The sequence below is a fragment of the Sutterella sp. genome (assembly GCF_030539355.1).
Lineage (GTDB): Bacteria > Pseudomonadota > Gammaproteobacteria > Burkholderiales > Burkholderiaceae_F > Sutterella.
Genome location: NZ_JAUNSF010000032.1, coordinates 1 through 22711, shown reverse-complemented (window position 1 = coordinate 22711; position 22711 = coordinate 1). Strand labels below are relative to the sequence as shown.

General features: G+C 66.0%; 17 protein-coding genes and 3 tRNA genes. 9 read left to right on the top strand and 11 right to left on the bottom strand.

The genetic code is table 11. The features are described from left to right. Positions 1-1001: 5'-3' exonuclease H3TH domain-containing protein (locus tag Q4F91_RS06530; RefSeq protein WP_303335964.1), on the bottom strand; the 1001-nt coding region annotated here is incomplete at its 3' end. Positions 1002-1379: 378 nt separating this feature from the next. Here Q4F91_RS06530 and Q4F91_RS06525 point away from each other — a divergent pair. Both Q4F91_RS06525 and Q4F91_RS06520 read left to right on the top strand, forming a co-directional pair. Next, the gene (locus Q4F91_RS06525; RefSeq protein ID WP_303335962.1) at positions 1380-1814 is read left to right on the top strand and encodes a hypothetical protein; all 435 of its coding nucleotides are present in this window, start codon (positions 1380-1382) and stop codon (positions 1812-1814) included. Between the two features lie 110 nt (positions 1815-1924). After that, positions 1925-2752, top strand: a complete 828-nt coding sequence (locus Q4F91_RS06520) for a BPSS1780 family membrane protein (protein WP_303335960.1) — start codon at positions 1925-1927, stop codon at positions 2750-2752. A 64-nt stretch (positions 2753-2816) separates the two neighbouring features. Here the strand turns inward: Q4F91_RS06520 and Q4F91_RS06515 are convergent, their stop codons facing one another. Then, positions 2817-3203 carry a VOC family protein gene (locus Q4F91_RS06515; protein ID WP_303335958.1) on the bottom strand — a complete coding sequence of 129 codons (387 nt, stop codon included), beginning with the start codon at positions 3201-3203 and terminating at the stop codon, positions 2817-2819. A 21-nt stretch (positions 3204-3224) separates the two neighbouring features. Further along, the gene (gene dinB, locus Q4F91_RS06510; RefSeq protein ID WP_303335957.1) at positions 3225-4310 is read right to left on the bottom strand and encodes a DNA polymerase IV; all 1086 of its coding nucleotides are present in this window, start codon (positions 4308-4310) and stop codon (positions 3225-3227) included. Between the two features lie 393 nt (positions 4311-4703). Here dinB and Q4F91_RS06505 point away from each other — a divergent pair, with 393 nt between their 5' ends. The 6 genes from Q4F91_RS06505 (at position 4704) to nth (ending at position 9876) form a co-directional block, all read left to right on the top strand. After that, positions 4704-5729, top strand: coding sequence for an ABC transporter substrate-binding protein (locus Q4F91_RS06505; RefSeq protein ID WP_303335956.1), 1026 nt, complete (start codon positions 4704-4706; stop codon positions 5727-5729). 271 nt (positions 5730-6000) lie between these two features. Then, complete coding sequence (locus Q4F91_RS06500) at positions 6001-7026, top strand: ABC transporter substrate-binding protein (RefSeq protein ID WP_303335954.1); 1026 nt, start codon at positions 6001-6003, stop codon at positions 7024-7026. A 185-nt stretch (positions 7027-7211) separates the two neighbouring features. Next, entirely contained in the window at positions 7212-7538 is a 327-nt protein-coding gene (gene fdxA, locus Q4F91_RS06495; RefSeq protein WP_303335952.1) for a ferredoxin FdxA, read from the top strand. Positions 7539-7696: 158 nt separating this feature from the next. Next, complete coding sequence (locus Q4F91_RS06490) at positions 7697-8446, top strand: ferredoxin--NADP reductase (protein WP_303335950.1); 750 nt, start codon at positions 7697-7699, stop codon at positions 8444-8446. A 10-nt stretch (positions 8447-8456) separates the two neighbouring features. Beyond that, the gene (locus Q4F91_RS06485; RefSeq protein ID WP_303335948.1) at positions 8457-9068 is read left to right on the top strand and encodes an RnfABCDGE type electron transport complex subunit B; all 612 of its coding nucleotides are present in this window, start codon (positions 8457-8459) and stop codon (positions 9066-9068) included. Between the two features lie 46 nt (positions 9069-9114). Continuing rightward, positions 9115-9876 carry an endonuclease III gene (nth, locus tag Q4F91_RS06480; protein ID WP_303335946.1) on the top strand — a complete coding sequence of 254 codons (762 nt, stop codon included), beginning with the start codon at positions 9115-9117 and terminating at the stop codon, positions 9874-9876. A gap of 1 nt (position 9877) precedes the next feature. Here the strand turns inward: nth and Q4F91_RS06475 are convergent, their stop codons facing one another. The 4 genes from Q4F91_RS06475 to Q4F91_RS06460 form a co-directional block, all read right to left on the bottom strand. Continuing rightward, on the bottom strand, positions 9878-11164 hold the full coding sequence (locus Q4F91_RS06475) for a hypothetical protein (RefSeq protein ID WP_303335944.1): 1287 nt from the start codon (positions 11162-11164) through the stop codon (positions 9878-9880). Positions 11165-11198: 34 nt separating this feature from the next. Further along, the gene (locus Q4F91_RS06470; protein ID WP_303335942.1) at positions 11199-13094 is read right to left on the bottom strand and encodes a HAMP domain-containing protein; all 1896 of its coding nucleotides are present in this window, start codon (positions 13092-13094) and stop codon (positions 11199-11201) included. A 79-nt stretch (positions 13095-13173) separates the two neighbouring features. Beyond that, a complete protein-coding gene (gene parC, locus Q4F91_RS06465; RefSeq protein ID WP_303335940.1) occupies positions 13174-15981 on the bottom strand; it encodes a DNA topoisomerase IV subunit A in 2808 nt (935 codons plus the stop codon). A gap of 26 nt (positions 15982-16007) precedes the next feature. Then, the gene (locus Q4F91_RS06460; RefSeq protein WP_303335939.1) at positions 16008-17981 is read right to left on the bottom strand and encodes a DNA topoisomerase IV subunit B; all 1974 of its coding nucleotides are present in this window, start codon (positions 17979-17981) and stop codon (positions 16008-16010) included. 297 nt (positions 17982-18278) lie between these two features. Between Q4F91_RS06460 and Q4F91_RS06455 the strand changes: the two genes are divergently transcribed. Beyond that, a complete protein-coding gene (locus tag Q4F91_RS06455) occupies positions 18279-19829 on the top strand; it encodes an FGGY-family carbohydrate kinase (protein ID WP_303335937.1) in 1551 nt (516 codons plus the stop codon). Positions 19830-19959: 130 nt separating this feature from the next. Here the strand turns inward: Q4F91_RS06455 and Q4F91_RS06450 are convergent, their stop codons facing one another. From Q4F91_RS06450 to Q4F91_RS06435, 4 genes are all read right to left on the bottom strand, one after another. Next, entirely contained in the window at positions 19960-21870 is a 1911-nt protein-coding gene (locus tag Q4F91_RS06450; protein WP_303335936.1) for a SurA N-terminal domain-containing protein, read from the bottom strand. Positions 21871-21959: 89 nt separating this feature from the next. Further along, positions 21960-22036, bottom strand: a tRNA-Asp gene (locus tag Q4F91_RS06445). A gap of 61 nt (positions 22037-22097) precedes the next feature. Further along, positions 22098-22174, bottom strand: a tRNA-Asp gene (locus Q4F91_RS06440). Positions 22175-22370: 196 nt separating this feature from the next. Further along, positions 22371-22447, bottom strand: a tRNA-Asp gene (locus Q4F91_RS06435). Positions 22448-22711 lie beyond the last annotated feature (264 nt).

Here is a 22711-nt window from a genome sequence, read left to right as displayed (position 1 = left end):
TCGAGCTCCTCGCTCGCCGGCGCGGGCTCGGCCTCCTCGGGGAGCGTGAGCACCGGGCGCTCGGGCTCCGCGGCCTTCGCGGGCGCGGCGGCCGGAACCACCTCGCCCCCGGCCGGCTGCCCGAAGATCGAGAACATGTCGTCCTCCATCGCCTGGGCGCGTGTGAGGGTCGGGCGCGAGATCTCCCAGCGGCGGGCGAACTCGTCGAGCGCCTGAGCGTCGGCGGGCTGGAAGACGATGTCGGAGATCGACTTCACGCCGGGGATCTCCGCGTCGCACTTCACCGTGACGAGATCGACGGCCTCGTCGAGGAACTCAAGCCCCGCGCGGAGGTTCTCGCCGATCTTGCCCTTCATCGTGGGCGCCGCGGCGATGATCGCGTCGATGCCGCCGATTTCGTTCACCCACTTCGCGGCGGTCTTCGGGCCGCATCCCTTGATGCCGGGGACGTTGTCGACCTTGTCGCCCATGAGCGCGAGGTAGTCGATGATTCTCTCGGGCGGCACGCCGTACTTCTCGATCACGCCGTCGCGGTCGTAGAACTTCGTGTTCATCGTGTTGAGGAGCGTCACGCCCTCGCCCACGAGCTGCGAAAGGTCCTTGTCGCCCGTGGCGATCACGGCCTCCATTCCCTCGCGGCGGGCCATCGTCGCGAGCGTGCCGATCACGTCGTCCGCCTCGATGCCGGGGACGATCAGGAGCGGCCAGCCGAGCGCACGGATGATCTCCTGCAGCGGCTCGATCTGCACGCGCAGCTCCTCGGGCATCGGCGGCCTGTTGGCCTTGTACTGCGGAAAGCGCTCGTGACGGAAGGTCTTTCCCGGCGCATCGAAGACGACCGCGGCGCGGTCGGCCTTGGCGAGCCCCGCGACGCGCGAGAGCATGCCGAGGAACCCCTTGAGCGCGCCCGTGGGCTCGCCCTTCGAGGTCGTGAGCGGCGGCAGCGCATGAAAGGCGCGGAAAAGATAGTTCGAGCCGTCAATCAGAAGAAGCTTTGACATCGCGGTATGTGCCTGATGGTTTTGTTCCGGGACCGGCTGAAATGCCGGACGACTGCAGAGGATACGCGAATAGGCGCCTCGGTGAGGCTCCGCCGTGCGCCGGCCGGGCCGGATCCATGTCGCCGCGGTGCACCGTTCCATGTTGTTGTACTGCAATACCACAAAAGTCCAAAATTCAACGAAAACAAGGCAATTCCGACGTCAGCAGATTCATGTTGTCCTGCGCCGGTCATGTTTTCCTGCGCTGTCCGTGGCACAATTCCAAAGGAAGAAAGAAGGGACCGCGCGAAGTGTTTTTCCTCCGCGCGAACCAGATCCTTTAGGAGGATCCTCAGCGAGCGCCCGCCTCCCTCGCGGAAGCGCTCCGGGAAAAAAAACATGACCAAACTATTCATCTCCGCCGCACTCGGCCTCATGATCGCCCTCGGTGCGCAGGCCGCTCCGTCCGACGCGCCCCCGCCCTACGCGGGTGACGTGCAGCCCTCCCGTGCGCAGGCTCCGAAGCCCGCCCGCCAGCTGCAGCCGAAGGGCGCCCAGGAAGGCATGTCGATCGCCCCGACCGAGGAGGACATGCGCGCCGCCCGTGACCGCCGCGAGGCCGGCGAGCGTCCCCCGCGCAACAATGACAAGCGCACCCAGATCGAGGAGGTGCGTGACGCGAACAATCGTGTGACCGAGTATGTCGTCACCCCGGGCACGACGAAGATTCCGTATAAGATCGAGAATCGCGCGGACCGCCCGATGGACACCACTCCGGGCAAGAACCCGGGCGGCACGCTCGGCACGCCGAAGTTCATTGAATTCGGCTGGTAACGAACAAAAAAGTCTCGCCAAGAGGCTTCTTTGAGGGAAGAAAGGGCGTCGGTTCCGTTTCCACTGGAATCGACGCCCTCTTCAACTCTCCCATCTAACTCAACGGTTCAATGACTCAGCTCCTCTCCCCCTCGCTCGGCATCACCTGGCTCAAGGAATCCTTCCAGGCCGTCCGGATGCAGCCGATCTCCTACCCCGGCATCGTGATCTTCTCGCTCCTCGTGAGCGGCATGCTCTCGAGCCTTCCTCTGATCGGAACGCTGATCGCGAGCCTCTGGATGCCCTACGGCTCGGTGCTCACGGGCTTCGCCGCCCGCGACACGCTCGCCGGGCGGGTGCCCGTCTACTACACGCTCGTCGCCATCTTCCGTGACCGCACCTCGCGCTATCCGCTCCTGATGATCGGCCTCATCGCGAGCGTGTGGATGGAGCTCGACATGATGATCTTCAACTGGCTCGGTCACGAACAGATCGACAAGTGGCAGATCACCGCCGAGGGCATCGACGTCGCGTCGATCACGGCGAACTTCCCCTGGTTCGCCTTCGCCATGGCCGGGCTCTTCTACATCCCGCTGCTGATGATGACGGTGTACTCGCCGCTCCTCGTCGTGCAGCAGCGCCAGAAGGTGGGCAAGAGCCTCTTCTACTCCTTCTTCGGCGTCATCCGCGGCATCGCCCCCATCATCGTCTACCTCGCCGGCATCACGCTCATCTCGGGCGCGGTCTTCGTCACGCTCGACCTGATCCTCTCCGCGGCCGGCGTCCCGGGCATCCTCGCCTTCCTCGCCCCGCTCATCGTCGCCGGGCTCTCGGCCGTGACGCAGGCGGGCGTCTGGGTGATGTTCCGCGACATCTTCCGCGGCAGTTCCCCCGACGGCGACATGCCCCACGACCTCACCGACAGCGGCGACGGCTCCGTGAAGCTCCCGCCCGTCTGACCGCAGGACAGAAAACCTCTGCGAGAGAGCCGGCGCCTTTCATGGCGGCCGGCTCTTCGTTTATTCAGCGCTCGTAGGAGCAGATCTCCACGAGGTTCCCGTCGGGGTCGCGCAGGTAGAAGCTCCGCATCGGGCCCCTCGCACCGGTGCGGTTCACGATGCCGAGGACGGGCTCGGCGCCGGCGGCCTTCACCTCCTTGAAGGCATTCTCAAGCTTTTCGCCCGGCTCGAGCTCGAGGCAGAGGTCGAGCGCTCCGGAGACGGGGCGCTCCGCCGCGGGCTGAAACTCGCCCGGGCGGCGGTGCACGTTGAACTTCGCCTCGCCCAAGCGGATCACCCAGCGGCCGCGCGTTTCCTCGACGGGGACGCCGAGCACCCGGCCGTAGAAGTCGAGCGTCCGCGAGAGATCCTTCACCGTGAGGACGAGATGGTCAAAACGCCTGAGCTTCATGGGAAGCCTCCTCGGAAACTGTCATTCAATGGATTCAAAGAGCGTCGCCTCGGCCGCGCCCGTTCCGGACTCGGGCGAGCTCACCGAGAGACCGAGCAGACGCACGCCCTCCGGCGGGATCTCGATGCCCGAGAGAAGCTTCATGCCGGCCTCGAGGATCGCCGGCTCGGCGACATAGGGCACGAGCGCGGTCATGCTCCTCGTCTTCGTCGTGAAGTCGGCGAAGCGGATCTTGAGCGTGATCGTGCGCCCGCGGAAATCGTGGCGCGAGATGCGGCGCGTGAGATCCGCGGCGATCCCGGCCATGCGCTCTGAGAGCGCCTCGAACCCTGCGATATCGTCGAGGAACGTCTCCTCGCAGCCCACGCTCTTTCTCACGCGGCTTGTCTTCACGGGGCGCGAGTCGATGCCGCGGGCGAACTTGTAGAAGAGCGCCCCGGCCGCGCCGAAGCGGTCGGTGAGTTCGGTGAAGCTTCGCATCCGGAGCGCATACCCGGTCGAGATGCCCATCTCGTGAAAGCGCTTCGCCGTGGCGGGTCCGACGCCCCAGAAGGCCTCGATCGGGAGCGCGTCGATGAACTCCTGCGCCCTCGTCGGATGGATCGTGAAGATGCCGTCGGGCTTGCGCCAGTCGCTCGCGATCTTCGCGAGGAACTTGTTGTAGGAAACGCCTGCGCTCGCCGTGAGACTGAGCTCCCTGCGGATGTCCATCTTGATGCGGCGCGCGACCTCGGTGCCGTACTCGAGTCCGAGCTTGTTGTCGGTGACGTCGAGGAACGCCTCGTCGATCGAGAGGGGCTCCACGAGGTCGGTGTAGCGCTCGAAGATCTCCCGGATCGCGGCCGAGATCTCGCGGTAGTGCGCCATGCGGCCCTCGACGAAGATGAGCTCCGGGCAGAGCTGCTTGGCGCGGCTCGAGGGCATCGCGCTGTGAACGCCGAAGCGCCTCGCCTCGTAGCTCGCCGTGGCGACGACGCCGCGGCGCTCGGCATGCCCGACGGCGATGGGCTTCCCGCGCAGCTCCGGGCGGTCACGCTGCTCGACCGACGCGAAGAACGCATCCATGTCCACATGCACGATGCGGCGCGAGAGATCGTTCTGGAACACTGGTTCAGCAAGAGACATGAGAGCGGGCGGAAGACTTCCGGGAAATGAGGCGGTGCAATTCAAAAAGGATAGCGCGGGGCGATGATGCCCATTAGGTGGAATGTCTGAGGCGGGCCCGCCGGGGGCACTGCTATGCTCACGAACATGATGACTCAGACCTCCTGCGCCTCGGGCGCTTATTTCTCGTTTTATTTTGCGTATCCGTTTGCGAAGCTGCGGGTGCGTTCGAAGGCCTGACCTCATCAAAAGCCTTCAAGTCAGACGAAGCCCGCAGCGAAATGCGGGCTTCGGCGTTTCAGGGGTGAGAAAAAACTCTCCGAAAAGCTCCGGGCCCGCGAAGAGCGGGAAAACCTTTCCAACCTTAACTTTTGGAACACCTCCGGAGACTTTCCCATGATCCGCAACAGCCTCTCCACCCTCACCCGCGCCGCCTGCGTCGCGCTCTCCGCCGCCATCCTGCTCGCCGGCTGCGGCGAGGAGAAGAAACCCGCCCAGACCGCCGCCGCGGCTGATGCCGCAAAGATCCATGTCGGCGTCGTGCAGCTCGTTGAGCACGAGGCGCTTGACGCCACCGTGAAGGGCTTCATCGATGCGCTTGCCGAGCGCGGCTACAAGGACGGCGAGAAAATCACGATCGACCGCCAGAACGCCCAGGGCGACCAGACGACCCTCGCCAACATCGGCAGCCGCTTCGTCTCGGACAACGCGAAGCTGATCTTCGCCTCCTCCACGCCCGCCGTGCAGGCCATGGCCCGCGCGACGAAGACCATTCCCGTGGTCGCCACCGCCGTGACGAGCTTTGAGGCGGCGCGCGTCGTGAAGTCCGACAAGGAGCCGGGCGGCAACGTCACCGGCGTCTCGAACCTCGGGCCCATCGCCGCGCAGATGGCGCTTCTCGTTGAAATGACGGGCGACGCCACGAAGACCGGGGCGGTCGGCGTCCTCTACAACCCGAGCGAGGTGAACGCCGAGTACCAGGTTGAGAAGTTCCGCGCGGAAGCTCAGGCCCGCGGCATCCGTCTCATCGAGGGCTCCGTCTCGAACGTCAACGACATTCCGCAGGCAATGAACGCGATGCGCGGCAAGGTCTGCGCGATGTGGCTGCCGACCGACAACGTACTCGCCGCCGGCGCGGCGACCGTCGCGAGGCTCGCCCGCGACATGAAGCTCCCGGTCTTCGCGAGTGACACGGGCTCGGTGCGCAACGGGCTCCTCGCAGTCATCTCGGTGGATTACTACGAACTCGGCCGTCTGACGGGCAATCTCGGCGCGGACATCCTTGAGGGCAAGAAGAGCCCGGCCACCACGCCGATCGCCTTCCAGGACGCCCAGAAACCGATCATCAATCTCACGGCCGCCGAGGCGATCGGGTTCAGGATCTCGCCCGAAGTGCTCGAGCGCAGCGAGACCATCAAATAAGCCGGAAAGACTGCTATTATCTCGGACATGATGACTCAGACCTCCTGCGCCTCTGGCGCCTCCTTCTTCTTTTATTACGCGTATCCGTATGCACAGCTGCGGGTGCGTTCGAAGGCCTGACCTCATCAAATGCCTTCCTGTTGACGAAGCCCGCAGCGAAATGCGGGCTTCGGCGTTTCCGGGGGTGCAGTAAATCCCTTGATGAAAGCTCCGGGCCCGCAGCGAGCGGGAAACATCTTTTTTTCAAAGACCAACCACCGGAGACTTTCCAATGATCCGCACCTCCATTTCCACCCTCACCCGCGCCGCCTGCGCCGCGCTTTCCGCCGTCGTCCTTCTCTCGGGCTGCGGCGAGGAGAAGAAGCCCGCCGAGACGGCCGCCGCCGCCGAGGCCGCGAAGATCCACGTCGGCGTCGTGCAGCTCGTCGAGCACGAGGCACTTGACGCCACCGTGAAGGGCTTCATCGACGTCCTCGCCGAGCGCGGCTTCAAGGACGGCGAGAAGATCACCATCGACCATCAGAACGCCCAGGGCGACCAGACGACGCTCGCCAACATCGGCAACCGCTTCGTCTCGGACAAGGTGCAGCTGATCTTCGCCTCCTCCACGCCCGCCGTGCAGGCCATGGCCCGCGCGACGAAGACCATTCCCGTGGTCGCCACCGCCGTGACGAGCTTTGAGGCGGCGCGCGTCGTGAAGTCCGACAAGGAGCCGGGCGGCAACGTCACCGGCGTCTCGAACCTCGGGCCGATCGCCGCCCAGATGGCGCTCCTTGTTGAGATGACGGGCGACGCCACGAAGACCGAGGCCGTCGGCGTCATCTACAACCCGAGCGAGGTGAACGCCGAGTACCAGGTCGAGAAGTTCCGCCAGGAAGCCAAGGCCCGCGGCATCCGCCTCGTCGAGGCCTCCGCCTCCAACGTCAACGACATCCCGCAGGCGATGAACTCCATGCGCGGCAAGGTCTGCTCGCTGTGGCTGCCGACCGACAACGTGCTCGCCTCGGGCGCGGCGACCGTCGCCAAGCTCGCGCGCGACATGAAGCTCCCGGTGTTCGCGAGCGACTCCGCGCTCGTCCGCGCGGGCTCGCTGGCCTCGATCTCCGTGAACTACTACGAGCTCGGCCGCATGTCGGGCGCCCTCGGCGCTGACATCCTCGAGGGCAAGAAGAAGCCGGCCACGACGCCGATCGCCTTCCAGGACGCCCAGAAGCCGCTCATCAACCTCACGACCGCCGAGGCGATCGGCTTCAAGATCTCGCCCGAGGTGCTCAACCGTTCCGAGACGATGAAGTGATTTGAAAGAGACGAGGTGACGAATCCGTGAGAATGATTTTTCTTCTCACGGATTCACACGCAAGTCACCTGTTTGTTAAGCCAAATCTCACTCAAAACGGGCTAAACTCGGGGCCCTCAAGACAGTGTCGGCCGCGACAAGCAATTGCGCGGCCGTCCTCATTCCCTAACGGAGAACGAACAACCATGCCTCATGTTGTCTGCGAAGCCTGCATCGGCTGCAAGCGTACCGACTGCGTGGACGTCTGCCCGGTGGATTGCTTCCGGGAAGGTCCGAACTTTCTTGTGATCGATCCCGATGAGTGCATCGACTGCGCCGTCTGCATTCCGGAGTGCCCGGAGGCCGCGATCTACGCCGAGGAGGACGTGCCCGAGGATCAGCAGGAGTTCATCGCCCTCAATGCCGAACTCGCCCGTGAATGGCCTTCCATCACCCGCCGCAAGCCCTACCCCGATGACGCCGATCAGTGGCGCGGTGTGAAGAACAAGATTCAGTACCTGAAGCGTTACTGATCTGACGTTCTGAAGCATTCTGCTCTGACGAGGGCCCGCACCAGTGCGGGCCTTTCCTTTTTAGAATCCTCTGCATCATTCATCGCGGCCCCTGGTCCTCCGGATCCCTCCCGTCGAGCCCCAGGCTCCGTGCCGCCCCGAAAGAGGAATTTCTTCCCATGCAGACCATCGCACTCATCTCCCGCCGCCAGGTGGCGCCGACGCTCTTCGTGCTCCGCTTCGAACGGCCCGAGGGCTTCACGTTCGAGCCGGGCCAGTTCGCCCGCCTCGGCCTCGAGGGCGCACCGGGCGAGGAGCCCGTCATCCGCGGCTACTCCATCGCGAGCGCCCCGGAGGAGAACGTGCTCGAGTTCTTCATCACCGAGGTGAAGGACGGAAAGCTCTCCCCGCGCATCTGCGCGCTCAATCCCGGCGACCGCGTCATCCTCGACGGGCCCGCGCAGGGCGCGCTCACGCCCTCGCGCATCCCGGGCGGCGAGACGCTCTGGCTCCTCGCCACCGGCTCGGGCCTCTCCCCCTTCGCCTCGATCATCCGCTCGGGCAAGGTCTGGGAAGCCTGGCAGGACCTCGTCCTCGTGATCTCCGTGAGGAAAATCGAGGAGGCGGCGCTTGCCCGCGAGCTCGTGCTCGCCATGCCCTCCGAGCGCCGTCCGAAGCTCATCATCACCACGACGCGCGAGGAGGATCCCGCTCGTCAGGGCAATCTCTCGGGCCGCATCCCGGCGCTCATCGCCTCGGGCGACCTCGAGAAGGCCGCCGGCCGCGAGATCACGGCCGAGAAGAGCCGCCTGATGCTCTGCGGCAATCCCGGCTTCATCGCCGAGACGCGCGCTGAGCTCAAGAAGCGCAGCATCGTCTCGCCCCGCTTCGGCAAGCCCGGCCAGCTCGTCGTCGAAAACTTCTGGTAATCCAAGAACCATGCAACCCATCTCTCTTCAGGCGAACGCCCAGGCGATCGACGACGTGCTGCCGCAGACGGAATGCCGTCAGTGCGGCTTCGACGGCTGCGCCGCCTACGCCGAGGCGATCGCCGAGGGGCGGGCCCCGATCAACCGCTGCGCGCCGGGCGGCGCGCGCGGCATCGCCCGTCTCGCCAAGGTCACCGGTCAGCCCGTGATCGCGCTCGACCCCGAGTACGGCCGCGAGATGCCCTTCGCGCGCGCCCGCATCCGCGCGGCCGAGTGCATCGGCTGCTCGTGGTGCGCCCGCGCCTGCCCGACCGACGCCATCGCCGGCGCCCCGAAGCACATGCACGCGGTCATTGAAAGCCGCTGCACGGGCTGCTCGCTCTGCGCCCCCGCCTGCCCGATGGACTGCATCGACTTCGTCGAGGCGGGCCGCGAGTGGACGGACGAGGACGCCCGGCTCGCGAAGCGCCATCACGAGGAGACCTGGGCGAGGCGCGTGAAGCGCGCCGCCGCCGAGGACCGCCGCCTCTCGCAGCGCCGCGGCGCCGCCGAGACCGAGGGCGACGCAAAGAAGCGCTTCATGGCGGACATCCTCGCCATGGCCCGCTCCGGCCGCCGCTGACCCCGCGCCCGGCCCCTAACAAAAACTTCCAGACCCCCAGCCCAAGATGACCTTCCCGGCAAAAGACCGCGCCGCCTTCATGACGGCGCTCGCGGAGCTCAATCCCGACCCCAAGTCCGAGCTCAACTTCACGACGCCCTATGAGCTCCTCGTCGCCGTGATGCTCTCTGCGCAGGCGACCGACAAGGGCGTCAACATCGCCACCGCGAAGCTCTTCCCCGTCGCCAACACCCCGGAGAAGATCGTCGCCCTCGGCGAGGAGGGTCTCGTCTCCTACGTCAACTCGATCAACTTCTTCCGCAACAAGGCGAAGCACATCCTCGCCGCCTCGAGGATCCTGATCGAGCGCCACGGCGGCGAGGTTCCCCGCACGATGGAGGAGCTCACCGCGCTCCCCGGCGTCGGCAGGAAGACCGCGAACGTCGTGCTCAACGTCGCCTTCGGCGAGGGCACCGTGGCCGTCGACACGCACATCTTCCGCGTCTGCAACCGCACGGGCTTCGCCCCGGGCAAGACCCCGGACGAGGTCGAGGCGAAGCTTCTCAAGGTCGTCCCCGACGAGTTCCTGAGGAACGCCCACCACTGGCTGCTGCTCTTCGGCCGTTACCTCTGCAAGGCGAGAAAGCCCGAGTGCACCCGCTGCCCCGTGGCGAAGTGGTGCAGCGCGCCCGAGAAGGCCGCCGCGCTCGAGGAGGCCGCGGATCTGAAGCCCGGCTCCCCGGCGAGGAAGCCGGCGCGCAAGACCGCGGCTTCCACGAAGACCGTGAAAGCCGCGTCGAAGCGCACGACGAAGAAGAGCGGCGAATGACTCAACGCAGCCTGCAGCGTGCGAGCGCGGCGGGCGGCGCCTGATGGAAGGGGTGCGAGCGCCCCGAGAGCATGCAGGGGTTCATGAGCCTCGAGACCGGCGGCACCACGCCGAAGAGGAACTTCCCGAACCCGGCCTTCCCGGCGTCGGCGAGCCGCATCGACACCGCCCTGCCCGTCTGCGGATCGTCGGCGGCGAACATGCCCTTGCCGAGCCAGACGCCGGAGAACTTCACCGCCCCCTTCTCGTCGCCGAAGAAGACGAGTGCCCCGCGCGGGAGCTCCTCGCCTTCCCTGCCGCCCGAGAGCGGCGCCTCAATGCGGGCGAGCCTGTCGGCGTCCTCGGGCGCGATCAGGTCGTGGGCGCCCAGCGCCGCGACGGCGAGCGGGGCCACATAGTCGTTCCGTGACGAACCGGCGCTCACGAGCTTCTCGGCCGTGGCGGCCACGTCGGAGAGGAATTTCTCCGGTGTCTCCCTGCGGCGGGTCTCCTCGCGGGATTCGAGGCTCCCAAGCGCCTCGACATCGGTCTTCGCGAGCACCCCGACCTGACCGTCCGGAAGCCGGACGGCGACGCTGTCGGTGAGACCCGCGGGCGCCGCATCCGTCTCCTCGGTGAAAGCGGCGCCGAGGGGCGCCTTCATGATGATCTGCCCTGAGGCATTCCTCACCTTGGCCGAGGGCGCGGTCACGACGAACTTGTCGCGGCGGTTCCAGGCGAGGAGCCCCGTGTCGGTTCTCATCGAGAGGTCCTTCACCGCAAGCCAGCCGATGCGGCTGTCGTCAAGGATCCCGAGCACGGCGTCGCCCTCCTCGAGCAGCACCCGGACGCGCGAGGCGACCGGAACCGTGCGGACGGATGCCGCGGGATTCCCCACGGCGTCGCGCGCCGCGGCGAGATGAGTCACCGGGGCCTTCACGAGCGCCCAGCTGCGCCTGCCGCGGGCGGTCTCGTCGGGAAGCCTTGCCACTTCGTTCTCAATGGCCCAGCCCCTGCCCGAGAGCTTCGGGAGGAACTCCGCGAGAAGCGTCGCGCTTGACGTCCGCCCCGAGACACGGATGACGCCGGCGAGGCGCCCCTCGGCGAACTCGAGCTCGAGCAGGTCCGTCCTCGGGTCGTAGTCGCTCTCCTCAAGGTATTCCTCGAAGAGCTTGCGCGCGGTCGCGGGGCCGTCCTCGCCGGCCGCGATCTGCGGAGGTGCCATCGGAATCGAGACGGCGAGCACGGGGCCCGCCGGCAGAAGCATGCCCGTGAGCGCAGCGAACAGGGCGGATCTCAGAAAACGCATGACGGCCTCCGGGGTTTGAGAAAGATACGGATTGTCAGCTGATCTGACGCGAGGACGCCGGCAGCGTGAGCGTGACGCGGGTGCCGCCGATCGGGCTCGCTCGCTCGACCTTGACGGTCGCGCCGATGCGCGAGGCGCGCTCGGCCATGATCGAGAGGCCGACGTGCTGGCCCTTTCTCGCCTCCACGACGCTCTCCTCGATGCCGACGCCGTCGTCGACGATGCTCACGACGAGGTCCGCTCCGTTGTTGATCGTCACCGAGACGCTCGTCGCCTCCGCGTGCTTGCGGACGTTCGAGAGCGCCTCCTGAATGATGAAGATCACCTGGAGCTTCTCGCGCGGCGTGAGCTTCGGACCGTCGCCGCTCGCGGTGAGACGGGTCGAGACATGGGCCTGGCCCTCGAAGCGGTCCATCACCGTGCGCACGCCCTGCAGGAACCCTTCGGTGTGCAGACGCTCGCGGAAGTTGAGGAGCAGCTCGCGCACGTCCTCGTAGCACTCCTGCACGCCCGTCTGGATGGCGGCGAGCGACTCGTCGCGCAGCGCGTCGTCCTTGTCCTTGATCGCGTCGGAGAGGAACTGGACCTGCAGGTTGAGGTAGGAGAGCGCCTGAGCGATCGAGTCGTGCAGGCCCTGGGCGAGGAGCTGGCGCTCCTGGATGACCGCGTACTGGCGGTCGCGGTCGATGAGGCGCTCGTTGTCGATCGCGACGCCGAGGTGGGTCGAGAAGCTCTCGAGCAGCTGGATCATCTGCGAGGAGAGGCTCGCGATGTCGCGGTAGAGCAGCATGAAGCAGCCGATGCCGCCCGAGGTGCTCCTCACGGGGAAGCAGTAGGCGGTGGTGAAGCCCGCGAGATTGAGCGCACGGGCGAGCTTGCGCTCGTCCTCCCCGAGCGTGATGCGCACCGGGTAGGCCTTCTTGATCACCGTGCGGCAGATCGAGTCCTCGTAGGAGATGTCCGTCATCTCGCGGAGCGCCTCGGCGGTGAGGCCGCAGGCCGCGGCGATGTTGACGTAGCCCGACTTCTGGTCGACGAGCGTCACGATGCAGGCGTCGGCCTCGGTGTAGCGCACGATGCGCTCGGCGAAGCCGTCGGTGAGCTCCTCGAGCGAGCGCTGCTGCGAGAAGAAGGAGGTGATTTCGTAGAGCTGCGCGAGGTGGCGGTTCTTCTCCTCGACCGAGGCGGTCTTCTCGGCCACCTTCTGCTCGAGGTTCTCGTAGAGGTCCTCGAGCCTGTCGGCCATGCGGTTGAAGCCCGCGGCGATGCGGCCGATCTCGTCCTCGCGGATCACCGGCACGCGCGCGCGCAGGTCGCCCCCGGAGAGCTTGTTGATGCCTTCGCCCAACTGCCCGATCGGCCGGATCACCCAGCGCACGAGCAGGAACATGATCGTGAAGAGACTGCCGATCGCGAGCACGATCAGCGTCACCTGCAGATATCTCAGCGCCCAGAGGTAGTCGCTTCTCCAGTCGTCGATCTGATTGGCGAGCCCGGCGAGCTCCTCGAGGAAGCGGTTGATGCGGAGATTGTTCACCGGCTGGCGCGTGCGCTGCGCGTTCATCAGCATCGGCGCGATCTCCTCGTGCCACTGCTTCTCGAGGCCCGTGTAGGTCTGCAGGAACTCCCCGCCGCGGGGGAGTTCCAGCGGCTGGCCGATGTCGCCCTTGCGGATCTCGCTGAACTGGAGCTCCACCTTCGACATCTGGTCCTGGAAGCGCATCTCCTCAAAGACGGGCTGCGTGAAGTAGGCGGCCCTGTGCACGTGGATGCGGAGCTCGGCGACGGCGTACTTCGCCGCGGCCGTGGCCTCGAGCTCCCAGTTGAGCAGCATCGTCCAGGCGATGGAGGTGACGATGAAGCTCACCCAGAGAAGCGTGAGGAGCAGAAGTCGGGTGGAGAGACTCTTGAAGTACTGGGAAATTCGCATGGGACTGGAACAGGTCCGGGTCGATTTGAATCATGCGGCCGGGTCAGTCTGTGTCCGACCCGGCCGAAAGATTTGAGTTTCACAGAAGCGTCGGCGGTTCGTCAACCACCTCGAGCGTGAGGCCCGATGCGGTCTTCAGCGGCGTGCCGGCCGGGGGAATTCCCTCGGGCGGCTCCGCGGCGCCGGGATAGCCCTCGACGCGCTCGGGCCTCCAGGAGACCTCGACGGTCTTGCCGCGGCGGGCGCGGTGCATCACGTAGGCCGGGAAGGCCCTGCGGCCGATCTCGGCGGCGCGCTCCTTGTCCCCGCGTCCCGTACCGTAGATGATACAGCCGCGGTCATCGACGACCGTGCAGCTCACGAGAGACTCGCCGGCGTCGAGGAGCATCAGCGCGACGCCCTTGCCGCCCGAGGCGACGAAGCGGATCTCCGTGATCGGGAACACAAGCAGCCGCCCCTTCGAGGAGAGGCAGGCGAGCTTCGCGCCGGCGTCGATCGCGGCCTGCGCGACCGGCATCGGCGGGAGAAGCGTCTCGCCCTCGCCGAGCTTGACGAAGTCGCGGCCGGCCTTGAGGCGGGTCGAGATGTCGCCGAGCCTGAGGATCATGCCCTTGCCGCCCGAGGTGGCGAGCATCACCGGCATCACCGGGTCGCCCGCGAGCCAGCCCACGGGGTTGACGCCGCGCGGCAGGTCGACGAAGGCCGAGAGCGGCGCGCCGTCGCCGCGCCCGCCCGGCAGCGCCGAGACGGCAAGCGTGTAGACGCGGCCCGCGGAATCGAGGAACGAGAGCGAGTCGGTCGAGCGGCACTCGATCGAGGTCGCGAGCCCGTCGCCCATCTTGAAGCTCATGAGCGTGCAGTCGTGGCCGTGGCCGGTGCGGCTGCGCAGGAACCCCTTCTTCGAGATGACGACCGTGACCGGTTCGTCGGAGGCCTGGACCTCGTGGACGGCCACCTCGGCCTCCTCGACGAGCGTGCGGCGAGGATCGGCGTACTGCTTCGAGGCGGCCTCGATCTCACGGGCCACCTGGCGCTTGAGGACGCCCTCGCTCGAGAGGATGCGCTCAAGCGACGACCGTTCCTGGACGAGCTTCGCGAGCTCCTTCTCGATCTCGATCGCGGCGAGACGGGCGAGCTGCTTGAGCCTGATCTCAAGGATGTCATCGGCCTGGCGCTCCGTGAGGCTGAATTCACGCATGAGATCGGCCTTCGGGTCGTCCGCGGCGCGGATGATCTCGATCACGCGGTCGATGTTGAGCAGCACGAGCGAGCGGCCCTCGAGCACGTGGATGCGGTCGAGCACCTTGTCGAGACGCGTCTGCGAGCGGCGCCTCACCGTCTCGAGACGGAAGCTCACCCACTCCGAGAGGATCTCCATCAGCCCCTTCTGGCGGGGCTTGCCGTCGATGCCGAGCATGACGAGGTTCACCGGGACGTTCGACTCAAGGTCGGTCTCGGAGAGCAGGTAATTGACGAAGTCGTTGCGGTCGACCGTGCGGGTCTTCGGTTCGAAGACGAGGCGGACCTCGATGTCCTTGCCCGACTCGTCACGCACGCTCTCGAGCATCGCGAGCATGGCGCTCTTGGCCTGCTGCTGCTTGGCGGAGACGGTCTTCTTGTCCTTCTTCGGACGCGGATTGGTGATCTGCTCGATGCGGTCGAGGATCGTGCGGGCGCTCGCCGCGGGCGGGAGCTCGTCGACGACGAGCTGCCACTGGCCGCGGGCGAGCTCCTCGAAGTGCCAGCGCGCACGGACGCGCAGCTTCCCCCTGCCCGTGCGGTAGATCGAGCGGATCTCGTCCTTCGAGGAGATGATCTGGCCGCCGCAGGGGAAGTCCGGGGCGGGCATGAGCGCGAGGATCTCGTCGAGCGTCGACTCGGGCTTCTCGAGCAGCTTCACGCAGGCCGAGGCGACCTCGCCGAGGTTATGCGGCGGGATCTCGGTCGCCATGCCGACGGCGATGCCGGACGAACCGTTGAGCAGCACGAACGGAAGCTTCGCCGGGAGCTCCACGGGCTCCTGGAAGTTGCCGTCGTAGTTCGCGGTGAAGTCGACCGCGCCCTGGTCCACTTCGGAAAGAAGCAGCTCGGCGATGGGCGTCAGGCGCGTCTCGGTGTATCGCATCGCGGCCGCGCTGTCGCCGTCGCGCGAGCCGAAGTTGCCCTCGGCGACGAGCAGCGGGTACCTGAGCGAGAACGTCTGGGCCATGCGCACGAGGGCGTCATAGACGGACTGGTCGCCGTGCGGGTGATATTTACCGAGCACGTCACCGACGATGCGGGCGGACTTGACGCTGCGGCCGTCGAACTTGAGGCCCATGCGGTACATGTCGATGAGGATGCGGCGCTGCACGGGCTTCTGACCGTCCGTGACCTCGGGGAGCGCGCGGCTCTTCACGACCGACATCGCGTACTCGAGATAGGCCTGCGAGGCGTAGCGGGCGAGCGTGAGCGCGCCGTTCTCCTCGGGATCGCCCTCGGTCACGGAGCCCACAGTGATTTTCTCCTCCTCGGCCTCGGCTTCGTCCTCCTCGGCAGCCTCCTCCGTCTCTGCGGACTCCTCGTCCGCGGGCTCATCGGTCTCGTCGGTTTCCGCGGTCTCATCGGCCTGGCTCTCAGCAGGGGCCTCCGGCTCGGCAGTAGCCGGCTCCTTCTCTTCGACGGGTTCCTCCTCGTCAATGAGCGGAATCTCAAGCTCCGCATCCTCCGACGGCACGACAGGCTTCAGGGTGACGGGTTTCCCGTCCTTCGCGGGCGCTTTGGCAGCGGGGGGCGTCACGCCCTTCCCGAACTTCTCGGCCGCGGCGAAGACGGCGCTCGCCGCCTCGAAAAGGGAGCCGAAATTGCTGTCACCATTTCCCGCACCCGGGCGCTTTTTTTCAGCCATTTTGTTCTTCTTCCTCGGAAAACTGGTCAGACATCAAGCTCGGCGCGGTCGCCGTAGGCTTCCATCCAGAGGCGGCGTCCGGCCACCTCGCGCTCGCCCATCAGGGTCTGCATCACCGAGCGCGTCGCCGCCTCGGAGATCGAGCCGAAGCTCACCGGCAGGAGCCTGCGGGTGTCCGGCGAGAGCGTCGTCTCGGCGAGCTGCTCGGCCTTCATTTCGCCGAGGCCCTTGAAGCGGGAGATCGAGAGCTGCTCCTCGGTGAAGCCCTCCTTCTTCAACTGCTCCATGGTGCGGGCGAGCTCGCGCTCGTCGAGGCAGTAGAGCTTGCGGTCGGGCTTGCGGCCCCTCTTCGGCGCGTCGACGCGGAAGAGCGGCGGCATCGCGACGTAGACGTGCCCGAGCTCGATCAACTTCGGGAAGTGCCTGAGGAAGAGCGTGAGCAGCAGCACCTGGATGTGCGAGCCGTCCACGTCCGCGTCCGAGAGGATGCAGATCTTGCCGTAGCGCAGGCCCTTCAGGTCGGGCTCGCCCTCCTTCGGATGCGGGTCGACGCCGATCGCGAGCGAGATGTCGTGAATCGTGTCGCTCCTGAAGAGGTCCCCGGTCTCGACCTCCCAGGTGTTGAGGATCTTGCCGCGCAGCGGGAGCACGGCCTGGAACTCCTTGTCGCGGCCCTGCTTGGCGGAGCCGCCGGCGGAGTCGCCCTCGACGATGAAGAGCTCGTTGCGGCTGATGTCGCTCGACTCGCAGTCGGTGAGCTTGCCCGGAAGCACGGCCACCGTGGAGGCGCGGCGCTTCTCGTACTTCGAGGCCTGGCGCTGGCGGGCCTGCGCCTGGCTGATGATGTGCTCGGCGAGCTTCTTGCCGTCCTCGACGTGGTCATTGAGCCAGAACTCAAACTGGTTCTTCACGAACCCGGAGACGAGCTTGAGCGTGTCGCGGCTCGTGAGCTTCTCCTTCGTCTGGCCCTGGAACTGCGGGTCGAGCGCCTTCGTGGAGAGCACGAAGGAGGCGCGGCTGAAGACGTCCTCGGCGAGGACCTTGACGCCCTTGGCCTGCAGCCCGTGGATCTCCATGAAGCTCCTGACGGCCTGCCAGAGACCGTCCTTGAGACCGGCCTCGTGCGTGCCGCCCTGCGGCGTCGGGATGAGGTTGACGTAGCTCTCGCGCGTGAGCGTGCCCTCGGCGGTCCAGACGACCACCCAGGCGGCGCCCTCGCCCTTGCCGAAGCTCTCGTTCGTCTCGTCGGCGTAGCCCGAGGCCTCGAAGGGCTCGATGAGCGGTTCGTCGCGGATCTCCGAGAGGAGGTACTCCTTCAGGCCGCCCTCGTACTTCCAGTGGGCCTCGGTGCCGGTGGCGGCGTTGCGGTAGTTGACCTCGCACCCGGGGAGCAGCACCGCCTTGGAGCGGAGCAGGCGGACGAGCGCGGCCTCCGGAATCGCGGGGCTGTCGAAATACTTTCCGTCCGGCCACACCGAGACGCGGGTGCCGGTCTGGTACTTCGGTCGCGGGCTCTTCTTCACCGTGAGGGGCTCGGCGACGAAGCCGTCGCGGAAGCCCATCGTGGCCTCCTCGCCCTCGCGCCAGACGGTGACGACGAGGTGCTTCGAGAGCGCGTTCGTCACCGAGACGCCCACGCCGTGCAGACCGCCCGCGAAGGAGTACGGGCCCGAGCCGTCCGCCTTGGCGAACTTGCCGCCCGCGTGCAGACGCGTGAAGACGAGCTCCACGACGGGCGCCTTCTCCTCGGGATGCATGCCGATCGGGATGCCGCGGCCGTCGTCCTCGACGGTGACCGAACCGTCCTCGGCCACCTCGACCGAGATCTTCGTGCCGTAGCCCGCGAGAACCTCGTCGCTCGCGTTGTCGATCACCTCCTGGATGATGTGGAGCGGGTTCTCGGTGAGGGTGTACATGCCCGGGCGCTGCTTGACGGGCTCGAGGCCCTTGAGCACCCGGATGGAGCTTTCGCCGTACGCTTCTTTCTGCTGCTTAGCCATGTCTCTAAATAAATGTCTTCCGGATCTGTGGGACGGCGTGGGCTCCTCACGGACTGGCTCCCCGAGGCGCTCACCCGCCGGCTGAGCACTGCACGGTCCGGGACCGTGGCGTTCGCCGGCGAATCTTCATCGATGTGTCAAAGGCGCTCATTCTATCAATACCTTCCGGGTACCCTTTGACGGGTCACATTGAGGCCCGCAGACTTCCCCTCGTCCGTAGTCCGTTCGGGGAATTTGCGCTTCGCCGCGGCTTTGCTATGCTTTTTCATCTATCCCGAAACTTTCTGAGGTCCCCGAATGCCTAAGCTCTACATGGGTTTTGACGCCGGCACGCAAAGCGTGAAGGTTGGTGTCTATGACGAGAACTTCAAGCTCGTCACGAGCAAGTCACTGCCGACGGAGCTCGCCTATCCGCACCCGGGCTGGGTGCAGATGGACGTGAACACGTACCTCGAGAACTGCATCACGGTCATGGCCGACGTGACGAGCGAGCTGCGCCGCACGGGCTACGACCCGAAGGATATCGCCGCCATCATGGGCGACGGCATCATCTGCGGCATCGTCGGCATCGACGAAGACGCCCGCCCGGTGACCCCCTACATCAACTACCTCGACAGCCGCACGACCGAGGACGTCGAGGCCGTCAACGCGATGGGCCTCGAGATCTGGGGGCGCGAAACGGGCAACGCTGAGGCCTCTCCCATGTTCCCCGCGATGTTCGCGCGCTGGTTCCTGAAGAACAGCCCCGAGTTCCGCGAGCGCGGCGTCAAGTTCGTCCACAACGCCCCGTACGTGCTCATGCGCCTCGCCGGCCTGAAGGCGAAGGACGCCTTCATCGACTGGGGCGCGATGTCCGGCTGGGGCCTCGGCTACAACGTGAAGGAAAAGCGCTGGTCGAAGGAGCAGCTCGGGATCCTCGGCATCGACGAGAAGTACATGCCGCGCATTCTCAAGCCCTGGGACAAGGTGGGCGGACTCTGCGAGGAGGTCTCGGTGAGAACGGGCCTTCCGGCCGGCATCCCGATCCTCGCGGGCGCGGGCGACACGATGCAGTCGATGCTCGGCTCGGGCGTCTTCGAGGCCGGCCAGGGCGTCGACGTCGCGGGCACCTGCGCGATGTTCTGCGTCTCCACGAAGGGCATCATCCCCGAGCTCTCGAAGCCCGGCATGGGGCTCATCTTCAACTCGGGCACGCTCCCGGACACCTACTTCTACTGGGGGTTCGTCCGCACGGGCGGCCTGGCGCTGCGCTGGTTCAAGGACAACGTCGCCCGCCACGAGGGCGACGGCGCCTACTACCGCGAGCTCTCCGAGGGCGCGGAGAAAGTTCCCGCGGGCTCGGGCGGCGTGCTCTTCCTCCCCTACCTCACCGGGGGCTCCGGCGAGGAGAAGGAGGCGAGCGGCTGCTTCCTCAACATGACGATGGATGACAACCAGTTCGTGATGTGGCGCGCCGTGCTCGAAGCGATCGGCTACGACTACATGGAGATCGCCGACAGCTACCGCGCCGCGGGCGTGGAACTCAATCGCATCACCGTCACCGAGGGCGGCAGCCGCGACGCGCTCTGGAACCAGATCAAGAGCGACATGCTTGACGCCCAGGTCGTGCGCTACCAGAACCCGGGCGGCGCGGTGCTCACGAACTGCGTCTTCGGCGCCTACGCGACGGGCGGCCTCACGGACGTGAAGGCCGCGCTCGCCGGCGTCATCAGCGAGAACGGCGTGTGCGAGCCGCGCGCCGAGCTCACCCGCCGCTACCGCGAGCTCTTCGAGAACCGCACGGCGCTCGTGCGCAGCGACATGAAGGCCGCCTTCAGCCGCCTCGTGAAGATGCGCGCGATCCGTTGACCGCACTGACCAACGGATGACCCGAGCCCCGGTCGGAGACGGCCGGGGCTTCCTTTTGCCCGCAAAAAAATTGAGGGGCCGCGGATCATGGGATCTGCGGCCCCTCTTCTAACTTCAGTTCAGCTGCGGCTTACTGCTGGTCGTCGTCCTGCTTCTCCTCGCCATTGACGAAGTCCGGGCGAAGGATCGTGAGGCCGATCGTGTTCTTCAGCGCGTCGAGGTAGCCCGTGCGGTCCGCCTCGCCGTAGATGTTCGAGAGCTCGCGGGCAAGGCTCGCGATCTCGGCCTCGGAAGCCTGCTTGCTGCGGGCGTTCTCGACGTGCGAGATCACGTAGGAGCCGGCCATGAGCTCGACGCCGGTGAAGGCCGGGAGCTTGGCGCTCGGGATGGAGAGCTCGGCGTTGATGAGCGCGACCTCGTGGCCGTGCATCACCTGGCGCGAGACCCAGACGGGATCGGTGAAGCCCTCGAGGCTGCCCGAGGCGCGGACCTCGGCGAGCTTCTTCTCGCCGGCTTCCTTCGCCATGGCGGCGGCCTTCTGCTGGGTGAGCGTGCTCGTGATGGCGGGCTTCACCTCGTCGAGCGGACGCTCGGCCTGCGGGAAGTACTCGACCACGCGGGCGGCGACGAGCGTGTTGCTCTGGACCTCGATCGCGCTCGAGTTGCGCTTCTCTTTGAGGCACTCGGAGCCGAAGAGGGCCTCGGCGACGCGGTCGTTCACGAGGCGGGCGACCTCGGGATCGGAGGCGCCGTCGCGGGTGACCATGTCAACCGTCTGAACCTTGAGGCCGAACTTCTCGGCGACCGGGGCGAGCGAGTCGGACTGCTCGTAGACCAAGTTCGTGAACTCGTCGGCGCGCTCGGAGAACGTGCGCACGGCCATCTGCTCGGCGTACTCGCGCTCGATCTCCTCCTTCACGGCCTCGAAGGGCTGCACGGAGCCGGCCTGGATCTCGGTCACCTCGATGATGTGGTAGCCGAACTCGGTCTCGACCGGCCCGATGATCTCGCCCTGCTTGGCGTTGAAGACGGCGTCCTCGAAGGCCTTCGTCATGACGCCGCGGCCGAAGTAGGAGAGGTCGCCGCCCTGGCTCGCGCTGCCCGGGTCCTGGGACTCGCTCTTCGCGATGTCGGCGAACTTCGAGGGATCGGCCTTGACCTCGGCGAGGAGCGCCTCGGTCTTCTTCAGAGCGGCGGCCTTGTCGTCACCGAACTCGATGAGGATGTGGCTCGCGCGGCGCTGCTCCGGAACCGCCCAGCGGTTCTGGTTCTGCTCGTAGTAGGCCTTGATGTCCTCGGGATTCGCCTGGATGTTCTTGAAGTCGGCGGGCGAGAGAACGACGTACTCGGCCTTGACGTGCTCGGGCGAGAGGAACTCCTTCTGGTTGGCGTCGTAGTAGGCCTTCACCTCTTCGTCGGTGACCTTCACCTGCGGGGTGTAGTCGGCGACGTTGATCGTGAATGTGCGGACCTCGCGCTCGTTCGTGAGGATCTCGTGGACCTGCTCGACGATCGCCTTCGGCACCGGGTAGGTGCGGGAGACGCCGGCGATGAGCACATCCTTGGCGAGGTCGCGCTGGACCTCGGCGACGAACTGCTGGTCGCTCTTGCCCTGCGAGCGGAGGAACTGCTGGTAGAGCTCGGGGGAGAACTTGCCGTCCTGCTTCAGGGCATCGGCGTTCTTGATGAGCATGATGGCCTCGGCCTCGCTCACCGCGACATAGTTCTTCGCGACGGTCTGCGTGACAGCGGAGTCATCCATCAGCATGCGCAGGATGTCCGCGCGCGCCTCGGGCGACTCGAGCATGTTGGCGTGGAAGTTCTCGCCGAGGGCCTGGCGGAGGCGCTCAAGCTGCTCGCGCTTGGCGTAGTCGAACTGCTCGGGCGTGATGGAGACTTCGCCCACCTTCACGATGGCGTTGTCACTCTGGCTCATGCGGTTGTAGGAATAGATGCCGGTCACAACGAAGCTCGGGATGATCAGCACCATGGCAATGAACATCAGCCAGCGCTTGTGATCGCGGAATGCCTGAAGCAGCATAAGGAGGTCCTTCGGAGAAAAAACGGAATGCGGCGCGCGCAGTCAAAAAAAAAGACGAACCTCACGGCTCGCCCTTCTTTATAAATCGTTGGCGGAGTGGACGGGACTCGAACCCGCGACCCTCGGCGTGACAGGCCGATATTCTAACCAACTGAACTACCACTCCGCGCCGATGCGCTTTGAGGCTTTCGCAAAATCTGAAACCAGATTTATGCAGGCTTTAACAGTGGCGGAGTGGACGGGACTCGAACCCGCGACCCTCGGCGTGACAGGCCGATATTCTAACCAACTGAACTACCACTCCGCTTCTGATGAAGCGCTGTTTCCAGCCTAGAGCGAGAATTATACGGAGTCCGGTCATTTTTGCAAGAGCCGGGAGAACTTTCTTCTTCCCTTCCCTCATGACCGGGCGCTGAAAACCCTACGCCCTGCCTTCTCCTCTGCGGCAACAAAAAAGCCGGTGTTCCGGCTCTTTCATTTCCTTCTCAAGAAAGAACTTGTGGCGGAGTGGACGGGACTCGAACCCGCGACCCTCGGCGTGACAGGCCGATATTCTAACCAACTGAACTACCACTCCGTCCCGCGCCGGCCTTTGAGGTCAGCCGCTCTTTCTCGTTCGGAGAAGAATGCGAAGGTTACAGATTCCGGCAGTCTTTGTCAAGAGGCGGTGCGCAAAAAAGGCACCCCTGACCGCACTTAAGCTCACACCTATACGGCGGTGCGACCATCTACCATTCTGATGTGCCGGAAGCTTCCGCCACGAGGAGCGCCGCACCTTCACCACCAGAGGACCCCGATAAAGATATGACCGAAGAACTCTTCGCCGCCTGCCGCCGTGCGC